We start from the raw sequence: 22,783 nt of genomic DNA, 5'->3' as shown, positions 1-22,783 counted from the left end.
CTGTCAAGACATTTCCTCCGCAGTAGAACAGCTGTTTTAAAATTGTCACCACCCCCCGTGTTGTAAATGGGATCGTTTTGGTTGATAATGCCTTTTCGTTCCGGCCGGAATGAGGGACGGACCAGCTGCGGAGGTTACAGACATGGACAGGCTTTGGGCTCCCTGGAGAGTGGAGTACCTGGTTCAGGAAAAACCTGCCGGGTGCATCTTTTGCGGCACGGGAAACGAGCGGGAGCGTTTGATTCTGAAAACGATGCCGCTTACTCTCGTCATGCTGAACCGCTACCCCTACGTGAACGGGCACCTGATGGTTGCCCCGCGCAGGCACACCGCCGATATCGCCTCCCTCACCAGTGAAGAGGTGCTGGAACTTTGGAGTGCGGTGGCCCTGTGCCAGCAGGTCTTGATCCAGAGTGCCGGCCCCGACGGCTTCAATATCGGCCTTAACCTGGGAAAGGCGGCCGGTGCCGGCGTGGAGGAACACCTGCATATTCACGTGGTGCCGCGCTGGAACGGGGACAATAACTTCATGAGCGTGCTAGCCGATCTCCGGGTCGTTCCCGAGGCGCTCCAGGCCTGCTACGACCGGTTGGAGCCGCTTTTCGCAGCTGCGGCGCAGGTCTCCTGATGGCGGGGCGAGATCTCGAGACGCTCTGTCTGGGCGTGGACCTTGGGGGCACCAATCTTCGCTGCGCGCTCGTGGCCGAAGACGGCGTAATCGTGGAGCGGCACTCCCTGGCGACGGACATCGGTTCGGGGCGGGAGGCGTTCCTGGACCGGCTGGTTGCGCATCTGCTGGAGCTGAAGCACGGAGCCCAAAAGCGGGGGAGGCAGGTGTCGGCCGCGGGGCTCGGGGTTCCCGGCCTTTTTTCCAACGACGGTGTCCTGCGCTCAAGTGTGAACCTGGTCGCCCTGGAAGGGGTGAACCTGGCGCAGGAGGTGGCACGGCGGGTCGGGGTCCCGACCATTGCGCTTAACGATGCCAACGCAAGTGCGGTGGGAGAGCAGCGCTACGGAGCCGGCCGTCCCTTCGCTTCCTCGCTCATGGTCACCCTGGGGACCGGCGTCGGCGCGGGGCTCATCCTCGACGGCAGGCTTTGGACCGGGATCGACGGCGTCGCTGCGGAATTCGGACACGTCACCGTCGAGCCGGAAGGAAGGCGCTGCGGCTGCGGCAACCGGGGGTGCCTCGAGCAGTACGCCTCGGCCTCGGCCATCGCCGCACTCGCCGCCGAGGCGAACGTTGCACCGCTTTCCGGGAGACTCGACGCGGCCGCCGTGGCCGCGCGGGCCCGACAGGGATGCCCAAAGGCGCTCGGGGTGTACCGTCGCGCCGGGAGCTACCTGGGAATCGCGCTCGCCTCCGTTGTCAACCTGCTGAACCTCGAGGCCGTTGTCTTGGGTGGCGGCGTGGCCGAGAGTTTCGGGCTCCTGGCAGAAGCGCTGCACCGGGAGATCAGGGAGCGCGCCTTCCCGATCCCGGCCGAACGGGTACGGGTTCTCAAGGGGGTACTGGGGGATGATGCCGGTATTTTGGGAGCGGCTGCCACGGCCTATGCGGTTGCTGCAGCACGTCCCGCACCCCGGTAAAGAACCGGGGCGGTATTAGCGGCTACGAAATTCGCTCAAAGTGTGCTACGTTACTCATCGACCCGCGCGAGATGCGGGATTATCTCAATGGAGGCGTGTATGTTTTTGAAAAGGGGATTGTTCGCAAGTCTGTTGTTGGGGGCCTTCTGGCTCGGCAGCGTCGCCGTGGCGAACGCCGCTCCGGAAGCGGTTAAGCCCGATGCCGCCCTGCGCTCCGCGTTTCCGCAGGTGCCCTTTGACAGTGTCACCCCTTCGGAGATTCCGGGACTCTACGAGGTGGTCTCAGGACAGAATATTTTCTACTTCTACCCCGAGAAGGAACTGATCGTCACCGGTGAGATCATCGGCAAGGACCTGAAGAGCCGCACCGCCGAGCGCCGCGGCGCCCTGGCCGCCAAGGTGGTGGCGACGCTCCCCCTGGACAAGGCGGTGAAGATCGGCGACGGCAAGATCTCGGTGATCGAGTTCACCGACCCGGACTGCCCGTACTGCCGCAAGGCCTTCGAGTACTTCTCCAAGAGAAGCGACGTGACCCAGTACGTCTTCTTCGCGCCGCTGGCACACCCGGCCGCCATCACCAAGATCCATTACATCCTCGGAGCCGACAACAAGACCCAGGCTTTCGACGCCATGATGCTGGGGCAGGACATCCCGGCCAACGCGAAGCCGGTCACCGAGGCGGTGAAGGCCCTGGCCCAGGAACACATGAACCTGGGCCGCAAGGTCGGCATCCAGGGGACCCCGACCTTCTTCGTGAACGGCCAGCAGGTGGTAGGTGCCGATACCAAGAGGCTGGACGAACTGCTCAAGTAGTTCGGGACGAGGCCGCAGCAAAGCTAAAGAGGTACAGAAAAGCCCCGCTCTTCACCGAGCGGGGCTTTTGTTTTGATTCTGCGGGGAATCGCGATGATGCTGAGTCGGCCGTAGGGTCACCTTCCGCGCAGCTGTTTTTGACGTGTCAGGGGAAACGGCAGAAAAGGGACGTTCCGGGAGAGGTTCGCGGTTCAGTCGCGTCCCGTGCGCCAGGAGACCAGGTACTTCAGCGTGCTCCCCTGCACCAGGATGGAGAACGCGACCACGGCGTAGGTCGCCACCAGAACGAGGCTCCGCTCGCCGGCTCTGGGAAGGGAGAGCGCGAGGGCTATCGAGATGCCGCCGCGCAGCCCGCTCCAGGTCATGATCGGCCAGGAGTGAGGCACCAGGGAGCCGAAGCAGCGCAAGAGGACCCGTATCGATCCCACCGAAAACATACGCGCCAAAAGCACCAGCGGGATGGAGAGGAACGCGGCCACCAGGTGCGCCGCGTCCAGCTTCGTGACGATGGCCAGCATCTCCAGCCCTATCAGGGTGAAGAGCACCGAGTTGAGTAATACCTCCACCAACTCCCAGAACCGGTCCAGGTTCTCGCGGGTCCGCTGCGACATGGCGAGCCGGCGCCCGGGCCCCCCGACGAGCAACCCTGCCACCACCATCGCCAGCGCACCGGAAACACCGGCCGAAAGAGCCAGCGCGTAGCCGCCGGTCACCAGGGCCAGGGTGATCAGGATCTCCAGTTGGTAGTTGTCCACCCCCTTCATGATCCGGTAGCCGAGCCAGCCGAGCAACGCCCCGAAGCCGAGCCCACCGACAGTTTCCTTGGCCAAAAGCCACACCACGTCGCTCCCCTGTACCGCAGCGCCGCTTAAGAGGGTGAGCAGGGTCAAAAACACCACGATTCCGACGCCGTCGTTGAAGAGCGCCTCGCCGGCGATCTGGGCGTCGAGTTGCCGCGAGATCCCGTGGGCGCGCAGGATGGGGAGCACCGCGACGGGATCGGTCGGCGAGATGAGCGCGCCGAACAGGAAGCAGTAGAGTGGCCTGATGGGGAGTTGGAACATGCGGCAGGCCCACCAGAGTACCCCTCCGATGATGCCCGTGGAGATCAGCACCCCGACGGTGGCAAAGATCGCGATGTCCCACTTCACCTCGAGGAGTTCCTCGTTTTTCACGAAGAGCGCGCCGGCGAACAGCAGAAAACTCAGCAGACCCTCCAAAAGCAGCTGGTCGAAATCGATCTGGGCGAGGGCCTGGCGCACCGGCCCGGCGATCGGGATGCCAGCCTTTTGCAGGACGAGCAGAAGCACCGAGCAGATCAGGCTTTGCAGCATGAGGCCGATGGTGGCGGGAAGACGCAGCAGGTGGTAGTTGATGAGGCCGAAGGCGGCGGCGAGTGTGGTGAGGATTCCGATCAGGTGAAAGGTCTGCATGGGCACCTCGCGGTTTGTGGGCACAACAGACCGATAGTTGACATTACAAATCACTAATATAACATTGGTGCAGCCGTCAGGCAACGAGCGGGACGCCGGAACGGACGGCGACGCTTTGAGAAAAACGGAAGACTCAGTCAAGGCAGGTTGCAGTACCAGTGTGGTCCACCGCAGGGCGTCCTGATAAGACGCCCTGCCTACGTTCACGGGGTGTTTTATCCGAAATTGCCCCGCAACTGAGTATAAGGAGGCTGACAATGAGATTGCTTACGGTACTGGCGGCAGTGTGGCTCGGGGGAGCGCTGGCTGGTTGCGCGACGAAGACGATAAACTTGCCCCCTTCCCAGGAGATGCCGGCGGCAGAAGGGGAGGCGAGGCTCTCCCGGGACGACAACGGCAACACCGTGGTGCAGCTCAAGGTGAAGCATTTTGCGCCGCCCCAGCGTCTGACGCCGCCCAAAGCTGTCTACGTGGTCTGGCTGGAGACCTCGGATCACGAAATGCACAACTTGGGGCAGCTCAAGGTAGACAAGGACCTGGAAGGGAAGTTGATCGCGGTGACGCCGTACGAGGTGTTTCAGTTGGTGATTTCTGCGGAAGATAGCCCGAACCTGTCGGAGCCGGGCGACCAGGTGGTGCTTCGGACCCGGGCGGTGGCCCCTTAAGCGGCGAAAAAGACCGGTACGCAGCCAGTTGGTCACGATACCTCGGCAACCTATCCGCGGGGAGCGCTACTGTTCACGTTCACGCTGAGATAGGTGCCGGCGTCGCAGCGGCGGAGGCGGTGAGATGACGCAGCTCGTCGGAGGGGGGACGGAACTGGTCTCCCCCTTGGGCCGAGCTTTCTGAAGTCCGCCCTCATTTCTTGGAACGACGCCGCTGGGAGGCTCCGCCCTTTCCGGCGGCTTTTTTCGCAGGCCGATGCACTTTCATTGCCCGCTTTCCGGCCCGTTGCGTGGGGCTTATCTGTTCCTCGCCCAGGCTCCCCAACAAGTAGCGCGTTTCGGTAAGGTACGGGTCCGCCTCGCGGGCCGCCTTCAGCAGATCTCTCGCTCGATCCAGCTCCCCGGTCCTGATGCACAGTCTCCCCAAGGCGTTCAGTGCCTTGGCGAACCCCGGTTTCAGATCTACCGCCTTTTGGTACTGCTGAGAGGCCTCCTGGTACTCCTTCTTGAACTCCAGCATCACACCCAGCCGATAACGGCAGTTCGCGTCGTCCGGCCGCAGCTCCACTTCCTCCTTGAGCAGCGGCAAGACCGCGTCGTAGTCTTTGCGCCTGATGCAGCTCGTGACGAGGGTGCTGCGAACCTCGTGGTCTTCCGGTGCCCGACGGAGGATCTCCCGGTACTGCTGCTCGGCGAGCTCGGGGGCGCGGGTCTTGGCGTAGAGCCCGGCGAGGTCCTTGCGGACCTCCAGGTTGCCTGGCGCGAGCTGCAACGAGGCTTCGTACTCGTCGATGGCCTTGTGCGGCTCCTTGTTCTTCACGTAGACGCGGGCGAGCTTGTAGTGCAGGATCGGATTGTCGCTGCGCAGCTTGAGCAGTTCGAGGTACTCGGCTACCGCCCTGGAAAAAAGGCCACGCAGGGTGTAGAGGTCCGCCAGGCGCCGCCGGGCGTCGCCGTTTTTGGGATCGAACTGCAACGCCTTTTGGTACTCGCCCTCCGCCAGATCCAGCTCACCTTTGCGTTCCTGGAGGATACCGACGGTGTAGTGCAGCGAGGAGTTCTCCGGGTCGCCGGCAAGGACCTCGCGGTAGGCCTGCATGGCCTCGTCGTCGTTGCCGATGGCCATCTGGGCATCGCCGAGCTTCTCCAGGGCCTCGCGCGAACCCGGCCGGACCCGGAGCGCTTCCCGATAGCCTGCGGCCGCCGTTTCGAAATTGCGCGTAAGCAGCGCCCGGTCACCCTGCTGCACCAGGCGCTGGAACTCCTCGTCATCCCGGTGCACTCCGGCGAGTGCGAGCTCCTGTTCGGCCAGGGCCTGCTCTCCCTGCCGCCGGTAGAGTGCGGAGAGCTGCCTGTGGATCTCCCGGTTCCCCGGTTCCCGCGCCGCCGCGGTCTTCAGTTGCACCAGGGCCTCGGCGGGTCTGCCGCTTCGGGAGTAGCTTTCGGCAAGCGCCAGCCGCGCCTGCAGGCTGTCCGGTTCCAGCTCCAAGACCTTGAGGAATTCGGCAACCGCGTCGGCGAGCGCCCCTTCTTTGAGATACGCGTCGGCCAGCGCACGGTGCAGTTCCAGGTCGTCGGGATTCTGCTTGAGGGCCTGACGGGCGTGCCAGATGATCAGGGACGCAGCATCGTTGCGCCCGAGCAGTCGGACCAGTGCCTTGTGGTAGCGTGGGTCGCTGCTCCCCTTGACCGCCAGGCTCAGCCGCCCGGCCGCCTCCTCGTAACGCCCCGCCTGGAAAAGGAGCAACCCGAGGCCGCCGCTGGCCTGGAACAGAGCAGGGTCGGCGTCGGCGGCCTTGCGGTAGGACTCGATGGCCCGATCGGTTTCCCCCTTTTGCTCAAAGCGGTACCCCCGGGCGAGATCTGCCAGTGGGCCCGCCGGACAAAGCGACAAGAGGCGCTCTGCTACCGGCTCGCTGAGGGTACCCTGGGCCTGGGCGAGGGTCGTTGCCGCCTCCTTGCAGGGATCGGCGCGCCAGGTGAACCCGCAGAGCGCGAGGGGGAAGAGTAGCAGCGCCCCGCGCAGCAGCTTCCCGGTGACCGAGACGCCACAACTCGGACCCGGCTCTTTGCGAGCGTTGCGTTTAAACCGGGTGATGCTCATTTACGCCACCTGTTGCGGTAGGCGCCCAGGGAGGTAAGCAGGCTCTTGGCGAGGGTCTTGTCCCGGGGCTGATAGACGGGGTGCCCGGAGCTTCCGACCGGACGGCCGGTTGCGATAGCGAGCGAGGCGCTCTTCTGGATGCCGAGGAGCTGGCTCGGATAGATGCTCCGGTAGCCGACGATGAGGAAGCTCACCATGCACGCGAGGGCGGCGAAGGGTGCGATCTGCGGCCCGAAGAGTTCCATGGCCATCACCGAGGCGGCAATGGGGGTGTTGGCCGAGCCGGCCAAAAGGGCAACCATGCCGATGCAGGAAAATGCCGCGAGATAGGATGGGTTCACCAACTGCGCGAACAGGTTCCCGGTCGCGGTGCCTATGAAGAAAATGGGGGTGAGGATCCCGCCGCTGCCGCCGCACCCCAGGGTGATCGAGGTGGTGACGCTTTTCCAGAAGGTCGCGCCTACCGGGAGGAGCTCACCCTTTAACCCGGTTTCGATACCCTCAAGCCCGAGCCCGAGGTAGCTTGTGGAGACCAGGGTGCCGATCAGGATCAAAATCCCGCCGCCCAAAAGCGGGGCAAGGGACCAGTGCCAGGAAAGCCGCTCGAAGCTTCGGTGCCCGAACTTCATAAGTTCGATGAGCAGCAGCGAGACCAGACCGCAGACCGCGCCCAGCAGGATGATCTCCAGAAAACTGAAGCTGCTGAGCTGGGGGAGCAAGCAGGAAGGGGCGTGCGGGTAGCTGACACCGAGCGAGGTTGCCACGTGGTACCCGATGATGCCGGCCACGAACGAGGGGAACAGTACGTCGTAGAACACCTGGCCGAGCACGAGGACCTCGACGCCGAACAGCGCCCCAGCGATGGGGGTGCCGAACACCGTGGCGAACCCCGCGCTGATCCCGCAGATCACCAGCTTGCGCCGGTCCCGGTCCTCCACCCGCATGAGATCCGCCAGCCCCGAGGCGAGACCCGCGCCGATCTGGGCGCAGGGGCCTTCCTTGCCGGCCGAGCCGCCTCCGGCAAGGGTGAGCACGGTGGCTACCAGCTTGACCGGTACCACGGCGAGCGGAATCTTACCCATCCGCTTATGCACCGCCTCGATTACCTTCTCGGTGCCGTGGCCGGCCGCGTCCGGGGCGAGCCAGCGGACCAGCGCCGCGCATACCAGGAGGGTCGCCGGGAGAAAGAGGTAATAGTCAGGATACGAGGCGTAGTAGGCGGTGGTCCAGGCGAGCGACTTGAGAAAGCCGGTGGTCCCAAGGCCGACCAGCAGGCCGACCAGAGAGGCGTAGAAGGTCCATTTTAAAACGCTGGCGAAGAGGGTTATCTGCTCGGTGAGGTGTTGCTGCATGACAGGTCGTTCCGTTTTCCAGGGGTAGGGGTGAGAAAAGGCTCCGCCGGGAGGAGTACCGGCGGAGCAAGTGATGCTTCAAGGGTCAGGGAACGACCACGAAGTCATCGCGCCTGTTTTTGCTCCAACTTGCCTCGTCGTGTCCTTGGGCCAGCGGTTTTTCTTTGCCGTAGCTTATGACGGAAAGCCGCTCGGCAGGGATCCCGAGGCTGGTCAGGTACTTTGCTGCTTCCTTGGCTCGTTGTTCGCCCAGAGCCAGGTTGTAGTCGTCGGAGCCGCGTTCGTCGCAATTCCCCTCTACCCGGATCTTGCCGGAGTTGATCTCCTTCAGGAGTTCTGCGTTGCCGACCAGGGTGGAGCGCGCCTGGTCGGAGAGGTTGGCGGAGTCAAAGTTGAAATAGATTCGGTGGAGCCCCTGTTTCAGGGTCGCAGCCCGATCGGATTGGGTGGGGGCCGGTTGTTCCTGCGCTGCCGCCGGTTGTTGCACCGGCTGATTCTGGGAGGCGGACGCCGGTTTGGCCTGCGCGGACGGCGCAGTGGGCGCTGGAGCCGCGGCAGCTGCCGCCGGGGCAATCCCCTCATCCTTTTTTACGGTCTGATTTTTGGCGCAACCACCTGCCATCAAGAGCCAGCCGCTTACCGCCCAAAGTACTCCTACTGCTTTCCAGTTCATGATAATCCCTCCGTTTTTAGATCCGAAGTTCGTTCTCCGGCGAGTGCGTTGGTTGAAAAAAGATATGTGTACATACTATCGGTGTGCATTTTAAAATTGTCAACAATTTTGTTCGGTGGGGATCCTGACCGTTTCTGGTGGTTCGCCATCTCAGCGGGTTGCTAAAACCTGCAACATATGCCAAAGTGGCGCCTAAATTTGCAAACGGGGAAGGTGCGGAATGGCTGCGGACACCAAAAGCAAACGGGTAGCCGAAATAATCGACAACATACGCCGGGTCTTCCAGGTGGTGAACGAGCATTCTAAACGGGCGGAGAAGGAGACCGGGATCACGGGGCCGCAGCTTTGGGCAATCAAGACGATCGCCGAGTGTGCCCCTATAAAAGGGGCGGAACTTGCCCGGAGGATGTACCTGCACCCCACCACCGTCGTAGGGATCCTTGATCGGCTCGAGGCGCGCGGCCTGGTGCTGAAGACCCGTTCCACCGTCGACCGGAGGGTCGTGGAGGTGGAATTGACCGAGCAGGGGAAGGCACTGGTGGCAGGCGCCCCTGAAGTTGCCCAGGGGATGCTCGTGAGGGGGCTGGAACCGCTTTCCGACCAGGCCCTGCTGAAAATTTCGGACGGCCTGGACGAGTTGGTGAGGATTCTGGGTATAAAGGAACTGCCGCCGAACCTGATCCTGTCTTCCGAGATCAACTCACCCCGAACCAAGCGAAGAGCCGCAAAGAAGGGCTGACGTTGCCAGCCGCTACCAACCGTTCTAATAACGAAAAGGGGAGCTCTTACGAGCTCCCCTTTTTTGCGGGTACGGCGGGTACGCCTAGAGGACCCGCAGGAAGGCGACCAGGTTGTTCTTCTCTTCTTGGGTGAGTTTGAGCGACAGCACGAGGTTGAAGAACTCGACCGTGTCCTCGAGGGTGAAGCAGCGGCCGTCGTGCATGTAGGGGGGGCTTTCCTTGATGCCGCGCAGCGTGAAGGTCTTGATCGGCCCATCGCCCGGCTCGCGGGTGAAGCGTTCCATCTTCAAGTCGTGCAGTTGCTGGTCCATGTACCAGGGGGGCTGGTGGCAGCTGCTGCATCTACCTTTGCCGAAGAAGACCTTCTGGCCGGCCATCTCAGCCTGGGTTGCCTTCTCGGGGATCAGGAAACCGACCGGGTCGAGCTTGGGAGCGGGCGGCACGTCGAACATGTTCTGCATCTGCGCCATGTGCGAGACGCGAACCCGGTCCAGGATGATCGCTCCCTTCTTGAAGGCGTGCACCTGGTCGCCGTTGAAGTAGGCGGTGCGCTGCTCGAACTCGGTGAAGTCCTCAACCGAACGCAGGCTGCGCTTGGAGGCATGGACCTGCTGGTTGTAGAGACCGCGCAGGCTGGTGGTATCCAGGCGGAAGCGGCGCTCTTGTGGGCGGATGTCCGGGCTCAGGTGGAACTGACCGGTAGTGTGGCCGTTTACGTGGCAGTCCAGGCAGGCGACACCCAAGCTCGGCTGGGCGGATTTGCGGTCGTCCGTCGAGTTGAACTCTTCCTGCGGAATCGGGGTGAGCAGCATGCGCAGGCCGTCGAGCTGCACCGGGGTGATCAGGTCCTTGAAAAGACGCTCGAAGTTGTTGATGGAAACCACCTCGCCGCGAGACACGTCACCCAGTTCCGGCCGGCTTTGCAGGAAGATGGCCGGCGGAAATTCCGGGAGAAAGGCGTCGGGGATGTCGAAGTCGACGTCATAGCGCTGCAGGCGCGGGAACATGTCGATCTGGATCTGCGGGAAGACCTGGCCGCCGGTCGATTGCTTGGGGTGCGGGAGGGGTGGATAGGGGAAGAGGTTGCCGCTGCGGATATCTTCCGGAGTCATATTGGCCAACTGGTTCCAGTCGGATCCCTGCGGCAGCCGCGCGGTCGGACCGACGGCAATCGGTTTGCCGCGGGACATCTTCGCGTCGGGGGATAGTTTGGGGCTCAGGATGTAGCGCATCTCGAGGAGCTTGCGTTGCTGCGCGTTCACCTGGGGCCTTTGTGCCGTGTCCTGCTTGTAGACCTCTTCGAAGGTCATCATGGGATGCTTGGCGTTCAATGGATCGCGGTAGAAGTCAAAACCGAGGATTTTCCCCTGGTCGGGTTGGTTTGCAAATGCGGTAGAGGAGGGCTGCACGTTGTTGGGATCGAACTTCTCGGGGCGGTCTTCGTTGGTCTTGTGCTGTTCCGGGCGGGTGATGGGGACCTGGCGCGGAGTTTGGAAATCCTGTACGGCGTCGTGGGGGGCTTTGGGGGGCGGTTGCTTCTGCTGTTCGGTCCAGCCCTGGGAAGCGACCATGACGGCCGCCGGGACCAGAACCGCTGCCAGTGTTGCTGTGATCCGTTTCTTGCTCATGGCGGGCTCCTTGTTAAGAAAGGTTGGAAAATTCTAATCAGGCTAATTCTGCCATGAGGGATTGTCTTGTCAATGAAGCGGGGAGCGCCGGACAGACTAAACGGAGGATCAGGGAAAGGAGGGCGTCGGGTCGCTGGACGCTTGAGGCTTGATGCTGGGGACTGGGGACTGGGGCGTGGGGACTGCGTTGAACCCTGAAGTCTGAAGGCTGGGGGCCAAGTGTTAGGGGCTCAGGTTGGGGCTGAGAGCTGAGGGGGAGCGGACAGGGAAGGGGAAATGGGAACGGAGAACTGGGAAAAGACGGTCAGCCGCAGGTCGGGACGCTTGGCACCGAGACCGTTCCGAAGCGGCCGTCGTAGCCGGGGTCGATGAGCACCCGGCCGGCACGGGCCTGCCCGACGGCCCAGGCCAGCGGGGGGGAGACCCGCTCGATGTCTGACAGTGGTGCCTCGAGGAGAATATAGAATTCGCTGCCGAGTTCTTCGAGCATCCTGAAGTAGAGGGCGACGGCTCGCTTGGCGTTGCACCCGACGTTAAGTGCGCCGGCGACGAGATCGATGAGGGGAATCACCGAGTGAAACGGCGGGGCGCCGGCGGGGCGGGTTCCTTCCGGGCGGTCCGCCAACAGCTCGAGCCGGTGCAGGACGCCGACGGTGACTTTTCCGCCGCAGGCCGGGCAGCGGTAATTCCCGGCGACGGTCTGTTGCGGGGTAAGCCGGACCCCGCAGTTGCGATGCCCGTCGGCATGGTACTTCCCCTGCTCAGGGAAGAACTCGATGGTCGCGGCGACGCCGTTTCCTTCGGCGAGTGCGCGGTGGATGCCGTCATAGGAGAGCGCACCGGAGAAGACGGTGGCTTCGCGCCCCAGGCGGGAAGGGGAGTGGGCGTCGGAGTTGGATACCAGGGTGATCCCTTCGAGAGCGGAGATGCGCCAGTTCATGGCGGGGTCCGAGGAGAGCCCGGTCTCGATGGCGTAGACGTGGGGAGTGAGGTCCTCGAAACACTCGGCAAGGGAGCCGAAGCCTGTGGCCGCGCCGAAGATGGAGAAGTGCGGGGTCCAGGCGTGGGCCGGGATCAAAAGGGCGCGGGGCGAGGCGTCGAGTGCCATCTCGAGGAGGTCGCGGGCGTCGAGCTTGAGGATCGGGCGGCCGTCGGAGGTCACGCTGCCGATGCGGGAGAGCGCGGAACTCAGGCGCCTTGCCGAGGCGAAGTCCGGCAGGTGCACCAGGCAGTGTACCTTGCGGGTGCGCCCCCCCTTACGGTAGATGCAGCTGATCTCGCCCGAGAGCAGGAAGGAAACCTCGGCCCGACAGGTTTCCGGTACGGAGTCGATTGGCGGCATCTGCCGCAACGCGAGGAGCCCGTTCTCTGCAGGAGCGAGCTTCTGCTCGAGTTCGTCGAGCCATTTGGGGTGGGTGCAGTCGCCGGTGCCGACCAGCCTGATCCCTTTGAGCTGGCTCCAGCGCCAAAGGTTCTCGGGGGTGAGGTCGCTACTGGTGGCGAGCGAGTAGCGGGAGTGGATGTGCAGGTCGGCGATGAATTCCATCAGCAAGGTATAGCACGGCAGGCAAGCGCCCGGCAAGCGGACGCCGGTGGGGACGGGCGGGGCGGGGGGGCTCCGGACCGGGATGGGGGAGCGTACCACGCTGAAGGAGGCACTGGCGGTTGGGGAGCGCATTGCACGTCGCTGCGACCGCAAGGAGGAGCGCGGAAGCCGGTTGTGGGCTGCGTGCGGGCCAGCGCTGGATTTCGGTCAGCCCCGTGACGCCAGCTCGAACTTTTCGCCGAGTTTCTCCCGGTAGTTCACGATGTCGCTCTTAAGCGAGGCAAGCTTGGCCATTTTCTCGTCGATTTTGTCGAGGTGCTCGTCGAGTATCTCCACCAGGCGCGGCACCATGCGTTCGGTCTGCTTGGCCTCGCCGTACGCCGCGTAGAGATCCTGCATCTCCTTTATGGTGAGCCCCAGTTCCTTCAGCTTGATGATGAACTTGAGGCGCCGCACGTAGTACCCCGTGAAGCCGCGGGTGGCGCCGTCGCTGCGCTGGACCGAATCGATGAGTCCTACTTCTTCCCAGTAGCGAATGGTTCTGGTGGTGAGGCCGAGCGAACTGGCGAGGTCGCCTATGGGGGTGATCTCTTCGCCTTCCTGTAAATGGTCCATGGATGCTTCCTTCCGTCAGAGTCCGGACAATCTAGATCAAAGTCGGGGAGTCTGTCAATGTTTTTAAAAACACGTTTAGCGAGATGTCCGGTGTTGTCGAGCCCTGAAACCTGTCGTTTTCTTAGGGAGTTGAGGGCTCGGAGAGGCACGCGTCCGGTTCCCGGTTAGCTCCGGCTAAAACAATAAATGGAGCATTTACAAAACAACGTTTTTGCTGTATGAGTAGCTCAAGGGCAACCGGCCCAGGGAGGCGGAAGTGGATATTTCCCAGGTGATTCGCGACAGGCGCAGCATCCGGAAGTACCAGGATCGGCCGGTCGAGTGGGAGAAGATAGAACAGGTACTGGAGGCGGCGCGGCTGGCCCCGTCCTGGAAAAACCTGCAGTGCTGGCGCTTTCTGGTCGTGACCGATCCGGGCAAGAAGGCGGGGCTTTTGGCGGCCTTTCCGGAGGAGAACCCGGGGAAGAAGGCGCTCGCCATGGCCCCCTGCGTGATCTTGGTCTGCGCGGACCCGAAGGAGAGCGGGGTGGAAAACGGCATCGAATATTTCGTCGCCGATACCGCCATCGCCTTCGAGCACCTCTGTCTGGCGGCCACCGACCTCGGGCTGGGGACCTGCTGGATGGGGATGTTCGACGAGCCGGCCCTGCGGCTGGCGCTCAAGATCCCGGAGGGGATCCGGGTGGTCGGGGTGACGCCGCTTGGCTACCCGGACCAGGAACCGAGGCCGCGGCCGCGCAAGGAACTGGGCGAGATCGCCTACTGTGATGATTGGGGGAAACCATGCTAGAGAAGGCCGAATCGCTCAGGCGGATCGAGAGGCTCCGGGGGGAGTTGCGCACCCAGGGGCTCGATGCCGCGGTATTTATCTATCCTATCGACGTCTACTACTATGCCGGTACGCGGCAAAACTCGCTGTTGTTGATCCCCTGCGAGGGGGAGCCGCTTCTTTTGGTGCGCAAGAGCCTCTCACGGGCGCGCCTCGAGGCGACCATCGACGACATCCGTCCCTTCCCGTCCAGCAAGGAGTTCGGCGCGGTCCTCGGAGGGAACCTCAAAAAGGTTGGCTTCACCTTCGACGTGGTCCCGGTGCAGCAGTACCAGTTCTACCAGAAGCTCTTTGCCGGTTGCGAGTTCCTCGACGTCTCCTCCCTGAACCGCGAGGTACGCTCGGTCAAGTCACCCTGGGAGCTGGAGCGGATGCGCGAAAGCGGGCGGCGCCTGGGGCAGGTCTTCCAGCAGGTGCCGAGCTTTCTTAAGGCGGGGCTGCGCGAACTAGACCTCGCGGCCGAGTTCGAGTACCGGCTCAGGAAAGCGGGGGGCGAGGGGTACGTGAGGATGCGCGCCTTCAACCAGGAACTCTTCATGGGGCTCGCGCTCTCCGGTGCGAGTGCGGTGATGCCCGGGTTCTTCGACGGCGCGGTCACCGGGCGCGGACTCTCGGCGGCCTCGCCGCACGGCGCCTCGCAGGCGTCGCTCGTCGCCGGGTCGCCGGTCTTCATGGACTACACCGGGGTCTTCGACGGCTACATCGTGGACATGACCCGGGTCTTCTCCATCGGGAAGCTCCCCGGCCAGCTCATGAAGGCGTTCGAGGTCTCGCTCGCGATCCAGTCCTACCTGGTGGAGCGGCTCAAGCCCGGTGCGATCTGCGAAGAGCTCTTTGGGGCGGCGGCACGACTGGCCGAGGAGGCGGGGCTGGGGAGTTGCTTCATGGGGGCTCCGGGGGAGAACGCGCGCTTCGTCGGTCACGGGGTCGGGCTCGAGCTGGACGAGTTCCCGGTGCTTGCCCAGGGGTTCAAGGTTCCCCTGAAGGCGGGACAGACCATCGCGATCGAGCCTAAGTTCGTGTTCCCCGGGCAGGGGGTAATAGGGATAGAGAACACCTTTGCAGTAGGTGAGGCGGGCGGCGAAAAGATAACCGATATTCCGGATGACATAGTGTTTGTCTGAAACGCTCGCGCGCCGCAGTGCCGCAAGCGCGAAGGCTCGGACCCTCGCTGCAATCGGCCCCTTCTGCCGGCCATTCTTGGTGGGGTAACCGACGGGTTACCCCTATTTTTTCGTCTCTGAGATTACGGTTTGCCTCGCCTGCCCGAAACCTGCTATCCTGCAGCCGCCGCTTCCCTTAAAAAACGGCAGATCCTCCCCCGAAGGAGCCCACATGGGCATCTCCCCGTATCCCGCCTCGGTCCTCTTGCCCGAACTGGCGCAACCCTATCCCAGCCTGGTCGAGTTCCTGAGCCAAAAGTTCTCCAGGGTCCCCGCCTCGGTCTGGGAGCGGCGCCTGGCCCAGGGAAAACTGCTGGACGGCGACGGGGAGCCGCTCGAGCCTGACGCGCCGTACCGGCCGGGTACCCGGGTCTTCTACTTCCGAGAGGTCGAACAGGAAGAGGTGATCCCCTTCCAGGAGCGGACCGTCTACCGCGACGACCAGATCCTGGTCTGCTGCAAACCCCACTTCCTGCCGGTAACCCCGGTGGGACGCTTCGTGGAGCAGTCGCTTTTAAACCGCCTGCGCCGCTCCACGGGAATCCACGACCTGGTCCCCCTGCACCGCATCGACCGGGACACCGCGGGGCTCGTGCTCTTCTCGGTCAATCCGCAAACCCGCTCGCGCTACTGCGATCTCTTCAAGAGGGGAGAGGTGCAGAAGGAGTACCTGGCGCTCGCGCCGGTGGCCGAGGTCCCCTCGCAGCGCAGCTGGCTGGTGGAAAACCGCCTGGTGCCCGGGGAGCCCTGGTTCAGGATGCAGGTGGTGCCGGGGGAGACCAACGCCCGCTCCACCGTTGAACTCTGCGAGGTGGCCGGCGGCCTGGGGCGCTTCCGGCTCTCCCCGTTGACGGGGAAGACCCACCAGCTCAGGGTGCACCTAAGCGGCCTGGGTTTTCCCATCCTGAACGACCGGCTCTACCCCCGGCTCAAGGAACAGGCGCCCGACGACTTCGCGAGTCCGCTTCAGCTCCTGGCCAAGGAACTTAAATTCGTCGACCCGGTCAGCGGCGCGCGCCGCGAGTTCCGGTCGGATCGCGAGCTTTTATGGTAAGCTACAAGCCATTGCCGGGGCGCCCCTCGCTCCGGGAACAAGGTTTAGGAGGTTTCCCATGGCAAGAAGTGTGCTTTTGCTCGTGGACTACGGGGTGAACAACGCCCTGCACATCGCCCGGTTCAAGGAAGCGCTCAAGAAGACCGGCTGGAATCCCGGGATCATCGAAGGGGCCTTCGAGAAGACCCTCGACCTCCCCGACAGCCAGATAGAGACCGTGGCGCAGGAAGAAGTCGACAGCGCAGCAAACGAGGCAGCCTTCAAGAAGACCTGCTGCGAGCTCCTCGTCGCCAACATCGAGCTGCGCTTTTGCTGGGACTGGAACACCCCGTAATAAAGCCAGGTTAGCCACAGGCGGTGTCCTTAATTAAATGTCTGGACAAATTTGCTCGGCTTTGGTTACTATCCCGGTATGAAAAAACCGGTTGCCGTCTTCACCTTCCTCTTTGCCCTCTCGGTCATCAGCTTCGGAACCTGGCAGCTGTTCCTGGGCAATCTGGAGGCGGCCTTCTCGTCGTTTCCCTTTTTGCTGATCATCTACATCTTCGTAAAGCCCTTCCGGGAATAGCGCCGGCCGGGCACACGTATGTGCGGAAGCTTCCGCGTCGCCGAACTCTGCAATGCTATGACTGTCGTTTGCGCGACAGATCCTTTTCGCAAGTGGAAGGGAGTTGCCTCCATGTCAACCACGGTTCTGGTTATCGACGATTCGGCCACCATCCGGGAACAGGTGATCCGCACGCTGAAGGAAGTGGGGCTCTTCGAGAATTACCTGGAGGCCCGCGACGGTCTGGAAGGTTTCAAGACGCTGATCGACTCGAAGGCCGACCTGGTCATCTGCGACGTAGACATGCCCCGCATGGACGGGTTCAAGTTCCTGCAGCTGGTGGAGTCTCGCCCGGAACTTCTGGGGGTGCCGATCATCATGCTCACCGGCATGATGGATTTCGACTCCAAGATCAGGGGGCTGGAGCAGGGGGCCAGCGACTACCTCACCAAACCCTTCGACGTGGGCGAGCTGGTGGCCCGGGTCAAGGTCCAACTGAAGATCAAATCGCTGCAGGACGAGCTGAAAAAAGCCAACGAACTGCTGAAGCGCCTCACCAACATCGACCACCTCACCAACCTCTTCAATCGCCGCTACCTCGCCGAGATCCTGGACGGCGAGTTCTTCCGCGCCCGGCGCAACAAGGAAGAGCTCTCCCTCATCATCTTCGACATCGATTACTTCAAGAAGGTGAACGACACCTTCGGCCACCAAAACGGCGACATCGTCCTCTCGGCGGTGGCCCAACTGGCCCAGCGCCAGCTGCGCGCCTACGACAGCGCCGCGCGCTACGGCGGCGAAGAGTTCGTGCTGGTCATCCCCGGCACGGGGCTCTCGGGCGCCGTGATGGCTGCCGAACGCCTGCGCCAGGCGGTTTTGGAGCACTCCTTTCCCGCCCCCATGGAAGACCTCACCGTCACCATCAGCCTCGGGGTCGCCACCTATCCTTCCCCCACCGTGGACAGCGTCGACTCACTGTTCCGACGCGCCGACGAGGCCCTCTACCGCGCCAAGCAAAACGGGCGCAACCGGGTCGAGGTGATGTCGGAACCGACCTTGTAGGAAATGCTGGACATTAATATTTTTTAGTTGAAAAATACCAAGGATGTGTGTACACGTATTCCTCTACGCTCGCAACACGAGCGCCGGAGGATACCATGACCAAGGCCTTTGATGATGCATACGCCAACTACCTGGCGGCACTCGCCAAGCTCGACTCCACCCACGACATCGCCGAAAAGAACCTCTTGTTCAGGCAACTCACCGAACAGCTTTCCGAGCTGGAAAGTCGGATCAAGCAGCACGACTTCATCTGGCAGGAATACCCCGAGGAGGAGTTGGATCCCGACTGACTGTTCTTGCGGCGCACAGCGTCTCGTGCTGTGGAAGCTCTCCCCGTTATTATGCCGATCCTCATTCGTTCCCGCTCATCCCGTCTGGTCACTCTCTTAGATTCCCGCACCACTCTCAGGCACCTTCGTACTGCCCATTACACAAATGTTTACAGTGAGTTTGACTTGCAGGTAAGCTGGCGTATAGTGTGTTGTCGCTAGTCCTGCCTGCGCGGAGGTTGAGTCATGAACGAAGTCTATGTAGTGGAAGCCCTGAGAACCCCTTTCGGCTCCTTTATGGGTGCGCTCGCCGATCAGCCGGCGCACCAGCTGGCAGCGGGGGTGATGCGAGCCCTGTTGCAGTACAGCTCGCTTCCTGCCGAGGCGATCGACGAGGTGATCGTCGGCCAGGTGCTCTCGGGCGGCAGCGGCCAGGCGCCGGCGCGTCAGGCGATGCGGGCGGCGGGGATCCCGGACCAGGTGCACGCGCTTACCATCAACAAGGTCTGCGGCAGCGGCCTGAAGGCGATCATGCTCGGCGCGGACAGCATCCGGCTCGGCGAGGCGGAAGTGGTTATCGCCGGGGGCATGGAGAGCATGTCGCAGGCACCCTACCTGCTCAAGAAGGCGCGTAGCGGCTACCGGCTCGGGCACGGCGAACTGCTCGACCTGCTCCTCGTCGACGGGCTTTTGGATCCCTACACCGGACGCCACATGGGGGAGATCGGCGAGGACAGTGCGCGCCGGGCCCTTTTGACCCGCGAGGAGCAGGATGCCTTCGCGCTGCGCTCCTACCAGTTGGCCCGCGAGGCGGTGGAGAAGGGGATCCTCGCCGAGGAGATCGTCCCGGTGGTCAAGAAGGGGCGTGACGGCAACCAGACCGTGGAGCGCGACGAGGAACCTTTCAAGAGCGAGCTGGCGCGCCTGGCCGCGCTGCGTCCTGCCTTCCACCCCGAGGGCACCATCACCGCCGGCAATGCCTCCACCATAAACGACGGCGCCGCACTCTGCCTGCTCACCAGCGGGGAGGGGCTCAAGCGGCACCGTCTGGCCCCCAAGGCGCGCCTGGTGGCCCACGCCACCGCCAGCATGCACCCGGACTTCTTTCCGGAGGCTCCTGTTGCCGCCATCCAGAAGGTGCTGGAGAAGGCGGGGCTGAGGGCCGACCAGGTCGACCTCTTCGAGATCAACGAGGCGTTCGCCTCGGTGGTGCTTCTGGCCCAGAATCAGCTCAAGCTGCCGCTTGAGAAGGTGAATGTGAACGGAGGCGCCTGCGCGCTCGGGCACCCGATTGGGGCAAGCGGCGGGCGGCTGGCGGCGACCCTGGTCCGCGAACTGAAAAGGCGTCAGGCCCGCTACGGCCTCGCGACGCTGTGCATCGGCGGCGGCGAGGCGGTCGCGGCGCTCTTCGAGCGCGTCTAGCCGGTACCTGTTATGACTGCCGGACACTGGAGCCGGCGCACAAGGAGGGAGCCGTGGTCCAGAAGATCGGCGTACTGGGGGCGGGACAGATGGGGAGCGGCATCGCCCATGTCTTCGCCCTGAAAGGTTTCGAGGTTACGCTTTACGACATCGCCCCGGCCCAGCTGGAGCAGGCGCGTAGCGCCATCGGGCAGAACCTGGAGCGCCAGGTGAAGAAAGGGGCGATTCCCCAGAGCCTGGTGCCAGAGACCCTGCAGCGCATCGCCACCACGCAGGATTTCTCCGTGCTCGCCGGATGCGACTTCTGCATCGAGGCCGTCACCGAGAACGAGCCGCTCAAGCTGGAGATCTTCGCAAAACTCGACGCCGTGGTGCAGCCCGGCGCCATCCTCGCCAGCAACACCTCTTCCATCCCTATCACCAAGATCGCCTCCGCCACCCGCCGTCCCGAGCAGGTGATCGGCATGCACTTCATGAACCCCGTTCCGGTAATGACCCTGGTCGAGGTGATCCGCGGGCACGCGACCAGCGACGCCACCTTTGAGGTGACCCGCGAGCTGGTAGGGAAGCTCGACAAGGAACTGGCGCTCTCCCAGGACTATCCGGGTTTCATCGTGAACCGGGTGCTCATCCCGATGCTCAACGAGGCGATCTTTGCGCTCTACGAAGGGGTGGCGAGTGCGGAGGACATCGACCGCGGCATGAAGCTCGGCACCAACCAGCCGATGGGGCCGCTCACCCTGGCGGATTTCATCGGGCTCGACACGGTGCTCGCCATCGCGAACGTGCTCTACGACGGTTTCAAGGATCCGAAGTACCGCCCCTGTACGCTGTTGGTGAAGATGGTGAACGCGGGGCATCTGGGGAAGAAATCCGGCAAGGGCTTTTTCAGTTATTAACGGCGGGTTTTGCCACGGAGACACGGAGGACACGGAGAACGGCAAACCTCGCAAGGTGCTTAGGTGCGGGGGGCTTCTCAGGCATTCGGGAGAGTCCTTTCATGGTTGTTCGGCCTTGAGCGCTAACGCGAGAGCGCCGACCGGGGTGAATCGTTTTATTTGAGGTTATCTCCGTGTGCTCCGTGCCTCCGTGGCTAGCCTGCCTTTGTTTTTCAGGAGGGGAAAATGGAATTCAAGAATCTGCTGCTGGAGGTTTCGGAGTCGGTCGCCACGCTTACCGTGAACCGCCCGCAGAGCCTAAACGCTTTGAACAGCGAGCTATTGAATGAACTGGAGTGCGCCTTCTACCAGCTGGAACTGGACCCCGAGGTGAAGGTGGTCGTCCTCACCGGCGCGGGCGAGAAGGCCTTCGTCGCGGGGGCGGACATCAAGGAGATGGCCACCATGACGCCGCTTGGCGCGCACCAGTTCGCCCTCAAGGGACAGCGGGTGCTGCTCGCCCTGGAGAAGATGAAGAAGCCGGTCATCGCCGCGGTGAACGGCTACGCGCTGGGGGGTGGGCTCGAACTGGCTCTCGCCTGCGATTTCCTCTACGCCAGCGAAAACGCCAAGATCGGCTTCCCCGAGGTAACGCTCGGAATCATGCCGGGCTTCGGCGGGACGCAGAACCTGGCGCGGCTCATCGGTCCCAAGCGGGCCAAGGAACTCATCTTCTCCGGCAAGATGATCCCGGCCCAGAAGGCGGAGGCCTGGGGGGTGGTGAACGAGCTCTTCCCGGCGCAGGAGCTCCTCGCCAAGACGCTGGAGACGGCACGCGGCATCGCAGCGCAAGGATTGATCGGGGTCGGCTACGCCAAAGATGCCATCACCCACGGCCTCGACATGGCCAAAGAGGACGGCTTCCGCTACGAGGCGGCGCTCTTCGGCGTGCTCTTCGGGACCGCCGACCAGAGAGAAGGGATGGCGGCGTTCGTGGAGAAGCGCAAGGCAAACTTCACGGGCAATTGACAATGGACAATTGACAGCGAATTGCCCGAGACGGAGGTGAGCCTGGAAGCTTGCAGTGCGACGGCGGCCTCAAGGGATCTTCGAGACGTGACGATGTTGTAGCAGCGGAGCAGGGGGGAACATGGATTTCGAGCTGAGCCAGGATCACAAGGTGCTGCGGGACAGCGTGCGCGAGTTCGTCGAACACGAGGTGAAGCCGATCGCACGGCAGATCGACGAGGAACACATGATCCCGGATGCCCTGGTGGCCAAGATGGCGGACCTGGGGCTCCTGGGGAGCTACCTCCCCGAGGAACTGGGCGGCGCCGGCATGGACCTGCTCTCCTATATCCTGGTGGTCGAGGAGGTCTCCAAGGCCTGCGCCTCCTCGGGCGTGCTCATCTCCGCCCATACCTCGCTCTGCTGCGGCCCGATCTTGAGCTTCGGGAACGAGGAACAGCAGCGGCGCTGGCTCCCCGACCTCACCAGCGGCAGGTCCATCGGCTGCTTCCTGCTCACCGAACCGGACGCCGGCAGCGACGCCGGGTCGATCAAGACCTCCTACCGCCGCGAGGGGGACGACTTCGTCATCACCGGCTCGAAGATCTTCATCACCAACGGCGGCTACCGCGGCACCGGCATCGTCTTCGCCACCTCGGACCGGTCGCTGAAGCACAAGGGGATCTCCGCCTTCATCGTGGACCTGACCACGCCGGGTGTGGAGGTCCTGCGCAACGAAGAGAAGATGGGGATCCGCGGCAGCTACACCACCGCCTTTGCGCTGGACCAGGTGCGGGTCCCGGCGGCGAACCTCTTGGGGCGGGAAGGGGAGGGGTTCAAGATCGCCATGGACACCCTGAACGGCGGCCGCATCGGCATCGCCGCCCAGGCGCTCGGGATCGCCGAGGGTGCCTTCGAGCGGGCACTCGCCTACTCGAAGGTGCGCAAGCAGTTCGGCGCACCTATCTGCGACAACCAGGCGATTCAGTTCAAGCTGGCCGACATGCACGCACGCATCGAGGGGGCGCGGCTAGTGACCTACCGGGCTGCCTGGCTCAAGGATGCGGGGAAAAACTACACCCTCGACTCTGCGCTCAGCAAGATGCTCGCCTCCGAGGCGGCGACCTTCGTAACGAAGGAGGCGATCCAGATCCACGGCGGCTACGGCTTCATCTGCGATTACGAGGTGGAGCGCATGTACCGGGACGCCAAGATCACCGAGATCTACGAGGGGACCAACGAGGTGCAGCGGGTGGTGATCTCGAAACTGCTGCTGGCCGACCGCTAGTCGCTCCCTTGTCCCCCAGTCCCTAGCCCCTGCTTCTCTGACTCATCGGAAAGCCCCGCGAAAGTGGTGACGGACTTTCAACTACTTATAGATACAGGTAGTTT

General features: G+C 63.2%; 23 protein-coding genes. 16 read left to right on the top strand and 7 right to left on the bottom strand.

Annotated elements, in window-relative coordinates; genetic code table 11:
- Window positions 1–142 precede the first annotated feature (142 nt).
- The 3 genes from GMST_RS08765 to GMST_RS08755 all read left to right on the top strand — a co-directional run bounded on the left by GMST_RS08765 (window position 143) and on the right by GMST_RS08755 (window position 2,403).
- Entirely contained in the window at window positions 143–628 is a 486-nt protein-coding gene (locus tag GMST_RS08765) for an HIT family protein (protein WP_183354267.1), read from the top strand.
- A complete protein-coding gene (locus tag GMST_RS08760; protein ID WP_183354266.1) occupies window positions 628–1,590 on the top strand; it encodes an ROK family protein in 963 nt (320 codons plus the stop codon). Before GMST_RS08765 ends, GMST_RS08760 begins: the two co-directional genes overlap by 1 nt.
- 99 nt (window positions 1,591–1,689) lie before the next feature.
- Window positions 1,690–2,403, top strand: a complete 714-nt coding sequence (locus GMST_RS08755) for a DsbC family protein (RefSeq protein WP_183354265.1) — start codon at window positions 1,690–1,692, stop codon at window positions 2,401–2,403.
- Window positions 2,404–2,594: 191 nt separating this feature from the next.
- Here GMST_RS08755 and GMST_RS08750 read toward each other — a convergent pair whose 3' ends face one another.
- Entirely contained in the window at window positions 2,595–3,836 is a 1,242-nt protein-coding gene (locus GMST_RS08750; RefSeq protein WP_183354264.1) for a cation:proton antiporter, read from the bottom strand.
- 257 nt (window positions 3,837–4,093) lie between these two features.
- Between GMST_RS08750 and GMST_RS08745 the strand changes: the two genes are divergently transcribed.
- Window positions 4,094–4,501, top strand: coding sequence for a hypothetical protein (locus GMST_RS08745; protein WP_183354263.1), 408 nt, complete (start codon window positions 4,094–4,096; stop codon window positions 4,499–4,501).
- Window positions 4,502–4,694: 193 nt separating this feature from the next.
- Here the strand turns inward: GMST_RS08745 and GMST_RS08740 are convergent, their stop codons facing one another.
- The 3 genes from GMST_RS08740 to pal form a co-directional block, all read right to left on the bottom strand.
- The gene (locus GMST_RS08740; RefSeq protein WP_183354262.1) at window positions 4,695–6,605 is read right to left on the bottom strand and encodes a tetratricopeptide repeat protein; all 1,911 of its coding nucleotides are present in this window, start codon (window positions 6,603–6,605) and stop codon (window positions 4,695–4,697) included.
- The gene (locus GMST_RS08735; RefSeq protein ID WP_183354261.1) at window positions 6,602–7,957 is read right to left on the bottom strand and encodes a chloride channel protein; all 1,356 of its coding nucleotides are present in this window, start codon (window positions 7,955–7,957) and stop codon (window positions 6,602–6,604) included. The genes GMST_RS08740 and GMST_RS08735 overlap by 4 nt, the downstream gene beginning before the upstream one ends.
- 85 nt (window positions 7,958–8,042) lie before the next feature.
- A complete protein-coding gene (pal, locus tag GMST_RS08730) occupies window positions 8,043–8,630 on the bottom strand; it encodes a peptidoglycan-associated lipoprotein Pal (RefSeq protein WP_183354260.1) in 588 nt (195 codons plus the stop codon).
- A gap of 220 nt (window positions 8,631–8,850) precedes the next feature.
- Between pal and GMST_RS08725 the strand changes: the two genes are divergently transcribed.
- Entirely contained in the window at window positions 8,851–9,369 is a 519-nt protein-coding gene (locus GMST_RS08725; protein WP_183354259.1) for a MarR family winged helix-turn-helix transcriptional regulator, read from the top strand.
- Between the two features lie 84 nt (window positions 9,370–9,453).
- Here GMST_RS08725 and GMST_RS08720 read toward each other — a convergent pair whose 3' ends face one another.
- The 3 genes from GMST_RS08720 to GMST_RS08710 all read right to left on the bottom strand — a co-directional run bounded on the left by GMST_RS08720 (window position 9,454) and on the right by GMST_RS08710 (window position 13,159).
- Complete coding sequence (locus GMST_RS08720; RefSeq protein ID WP_183354258.1) at window positions 9,454–10,998, bottom strand: cytochrome B6; 1,545 nt, start codon at window positions 10,996–10,998, stop codon at window positions 9,454–9,456.
- 304 nt (window positions 10,999–11,302) lie between these two features.
- Complete coding sequence (locus tag GMST_RS08715) at window positions 11,303–12,544, bottom strand: endonuclease Q family protein (protein ID WP_183354413.1); 1,242 nt, start codon at window positions 12,542–12,544, stop codon at window positions 11,303–11,305.
- Window positions 12,545–12,751: 207 nt separating this feature from the next.
- A complete protein-coding gene (locus GMST_RS08710; protein WP_183354257.1) occupies window positions 12,752–13,159 on the bottom strand; it encodes a MerR family transcriptional regulator in 408 nt (135 codons plus the stop codon).
- Window positions 13,160–13,415: 256 nt separating this feature from the next.
- Here GMST_RS08710 and GMST_RS08705 point away from each other — a divergent pair, with 256 nt between their 5' ends.
- The 11 genes from GMST_RS08705 to GMST_RS08655 all read left to right on the top strand — a co-directional run bounded on the left by GMST_RS08705 (window position 13,416) and on the right by GMST_RS08655 (window position 22,679).
- Window positions 13,416–13,949 (top strand): nitroreductase family protein, encoded by a 534-nt coding sequence (locus tag GMST_RS08705; protein ID WP_183354256.1) that lies wholly within the window; start codon window positions 13,416–13,418, stop codon window positions 13,947–13,949.
- Window positions 13,943–15,112, top strand: a complete 1,170-nt coding sequence (locus GMST_RS08700; RefSeq protein ID WP_183354255.1) for a M24 family metallopeptidase — start codon at window positions 13,943–13,945, stop codon at window positions 15,110–15,112. Before GMST_RS08705 ends, GMST_RS08700 begins: the two co-directional genes overlap by 7 nt.
- A gap of 211 nt (window positions 15,113–15,323) precedes the next feature.
- Window positions 15,324–16,205, top strand: a complete 882-nt coding sequence (locus GMST_RS08695) for a pseudouridine synthase (protein ID WP_183354254.1) — start codon at window positions 15,324–15,326, stop codon at window positions 16,203–16,205.
- Window positions 16,206–16,263: 58 nt separating this feature from the next.
- Window positions 16,264–16,539, top strand: a complete 276-nt coding sequence (locus GMST_RS08690) for a hypothetical protein (protein ID WP_183354253.1) — start codon at window positions 16,264–16,266, stop codon at window positions 16,537–16,539.
- A 78-nt stretch (window positions 16,540–16,617) separates the two neighbouring features.
- On the top strand, window positions 16,618–16,773 hold the full coding sequence (locus GMST_RS08685; protein WP_183354252.1) for a hypothetical protein: 156 nt from the start codon (window positions 16,618–16,620) through the stop codon (window positions 16,771–16,773).
- A gap of 111 nt (window positions 16,774–16,884) precedes the next feature.
- Window positions 16,885–17,814 (top strand): diguanylate cyclase, encoded by a 930-nt coding sequence (locus GMST_RS08680; protein ID WP_183354251.1) that lies wholly within the window; start codon window positions 16,885–16,887, stop codon window positions 17,812–17,814.
- Between the two features lie 95 nt (window positions 17,815–17,909).
- The gene (locus GMST_RS08675; RefSeq protein ID WP_183354250.1) at window positions 17,910–18,104 is read left to right on the top strand and encodes a hypothetical protein; all 195 of its coding nucleotides are present in this window, start codon (window positions 17,910–17,912) and stop codon (window positions 18,102–18,104) included.
- A gap of 225 nt (window positions 18,105–18,329) precedes the next feature.
- On the top strand, window positions 18,330–19,505 hold the full coding sequence (locus GMST_RS08670; RefSeq protein ID WP_183354249.1) for a thiolase family protein: 1,176 nt from the start codon (window positions 18,330–18,332) through the stop codon (window positions 19,503–19,505).
- A gap of 53 nt (window positions 19,506–19,558) precedes the next feature.
- Window positions 19,559–20,404, top strand: coding sequence for a 3-hydroxybutyryl-CoA dehydrogenase (locus tag GMST_RS08665; RefSeq protein WP_183354248.1), 846 nt, complete (start codon window positions 19,559–19,561; stop codon window positions 20,402–20,404).
- 225 nt (window positions 20,405–20,629) lie between these two features.
- A complete protein-coding gene (locus GMST_RS08660; protein ID WP_183354247.1) occupies window positions 20,630–21,412 on the top strand; it encodes an enoyl-CoA hydratase/isomerase family protein in 783 nt (260 codons plus the stop codon).
- A gap of 121 nt (window positions 21,413–21,533) precedes the next feature.
- On the top strand, window positions 21,534–22,679 hold the full coding sequence (locus GMST_RS08655) for an acyl-CoA dehydrogenase (protein WP_183354246.1): 1,146 nt from the start codon (window positions 21,534–21,536) through the stop codon (window positions 22,677–22,679).
- Window positions 22,680–22,783 lie beyond the last annotated feature (104 nt).

This window comes from Geomonas silvestris, from assembly GCF_014193515.1.
In the GTDB taxonomy this organism is placed as follows: Bacteria; Desulfobacterota; Desulfuromonadia; order Geobacterales; family Geobacteraceae; genus Geomonas; species Geomonas silvestris.
This window is presented reverse-complemented; position numbering and strand designations above follow the sequence as displayed.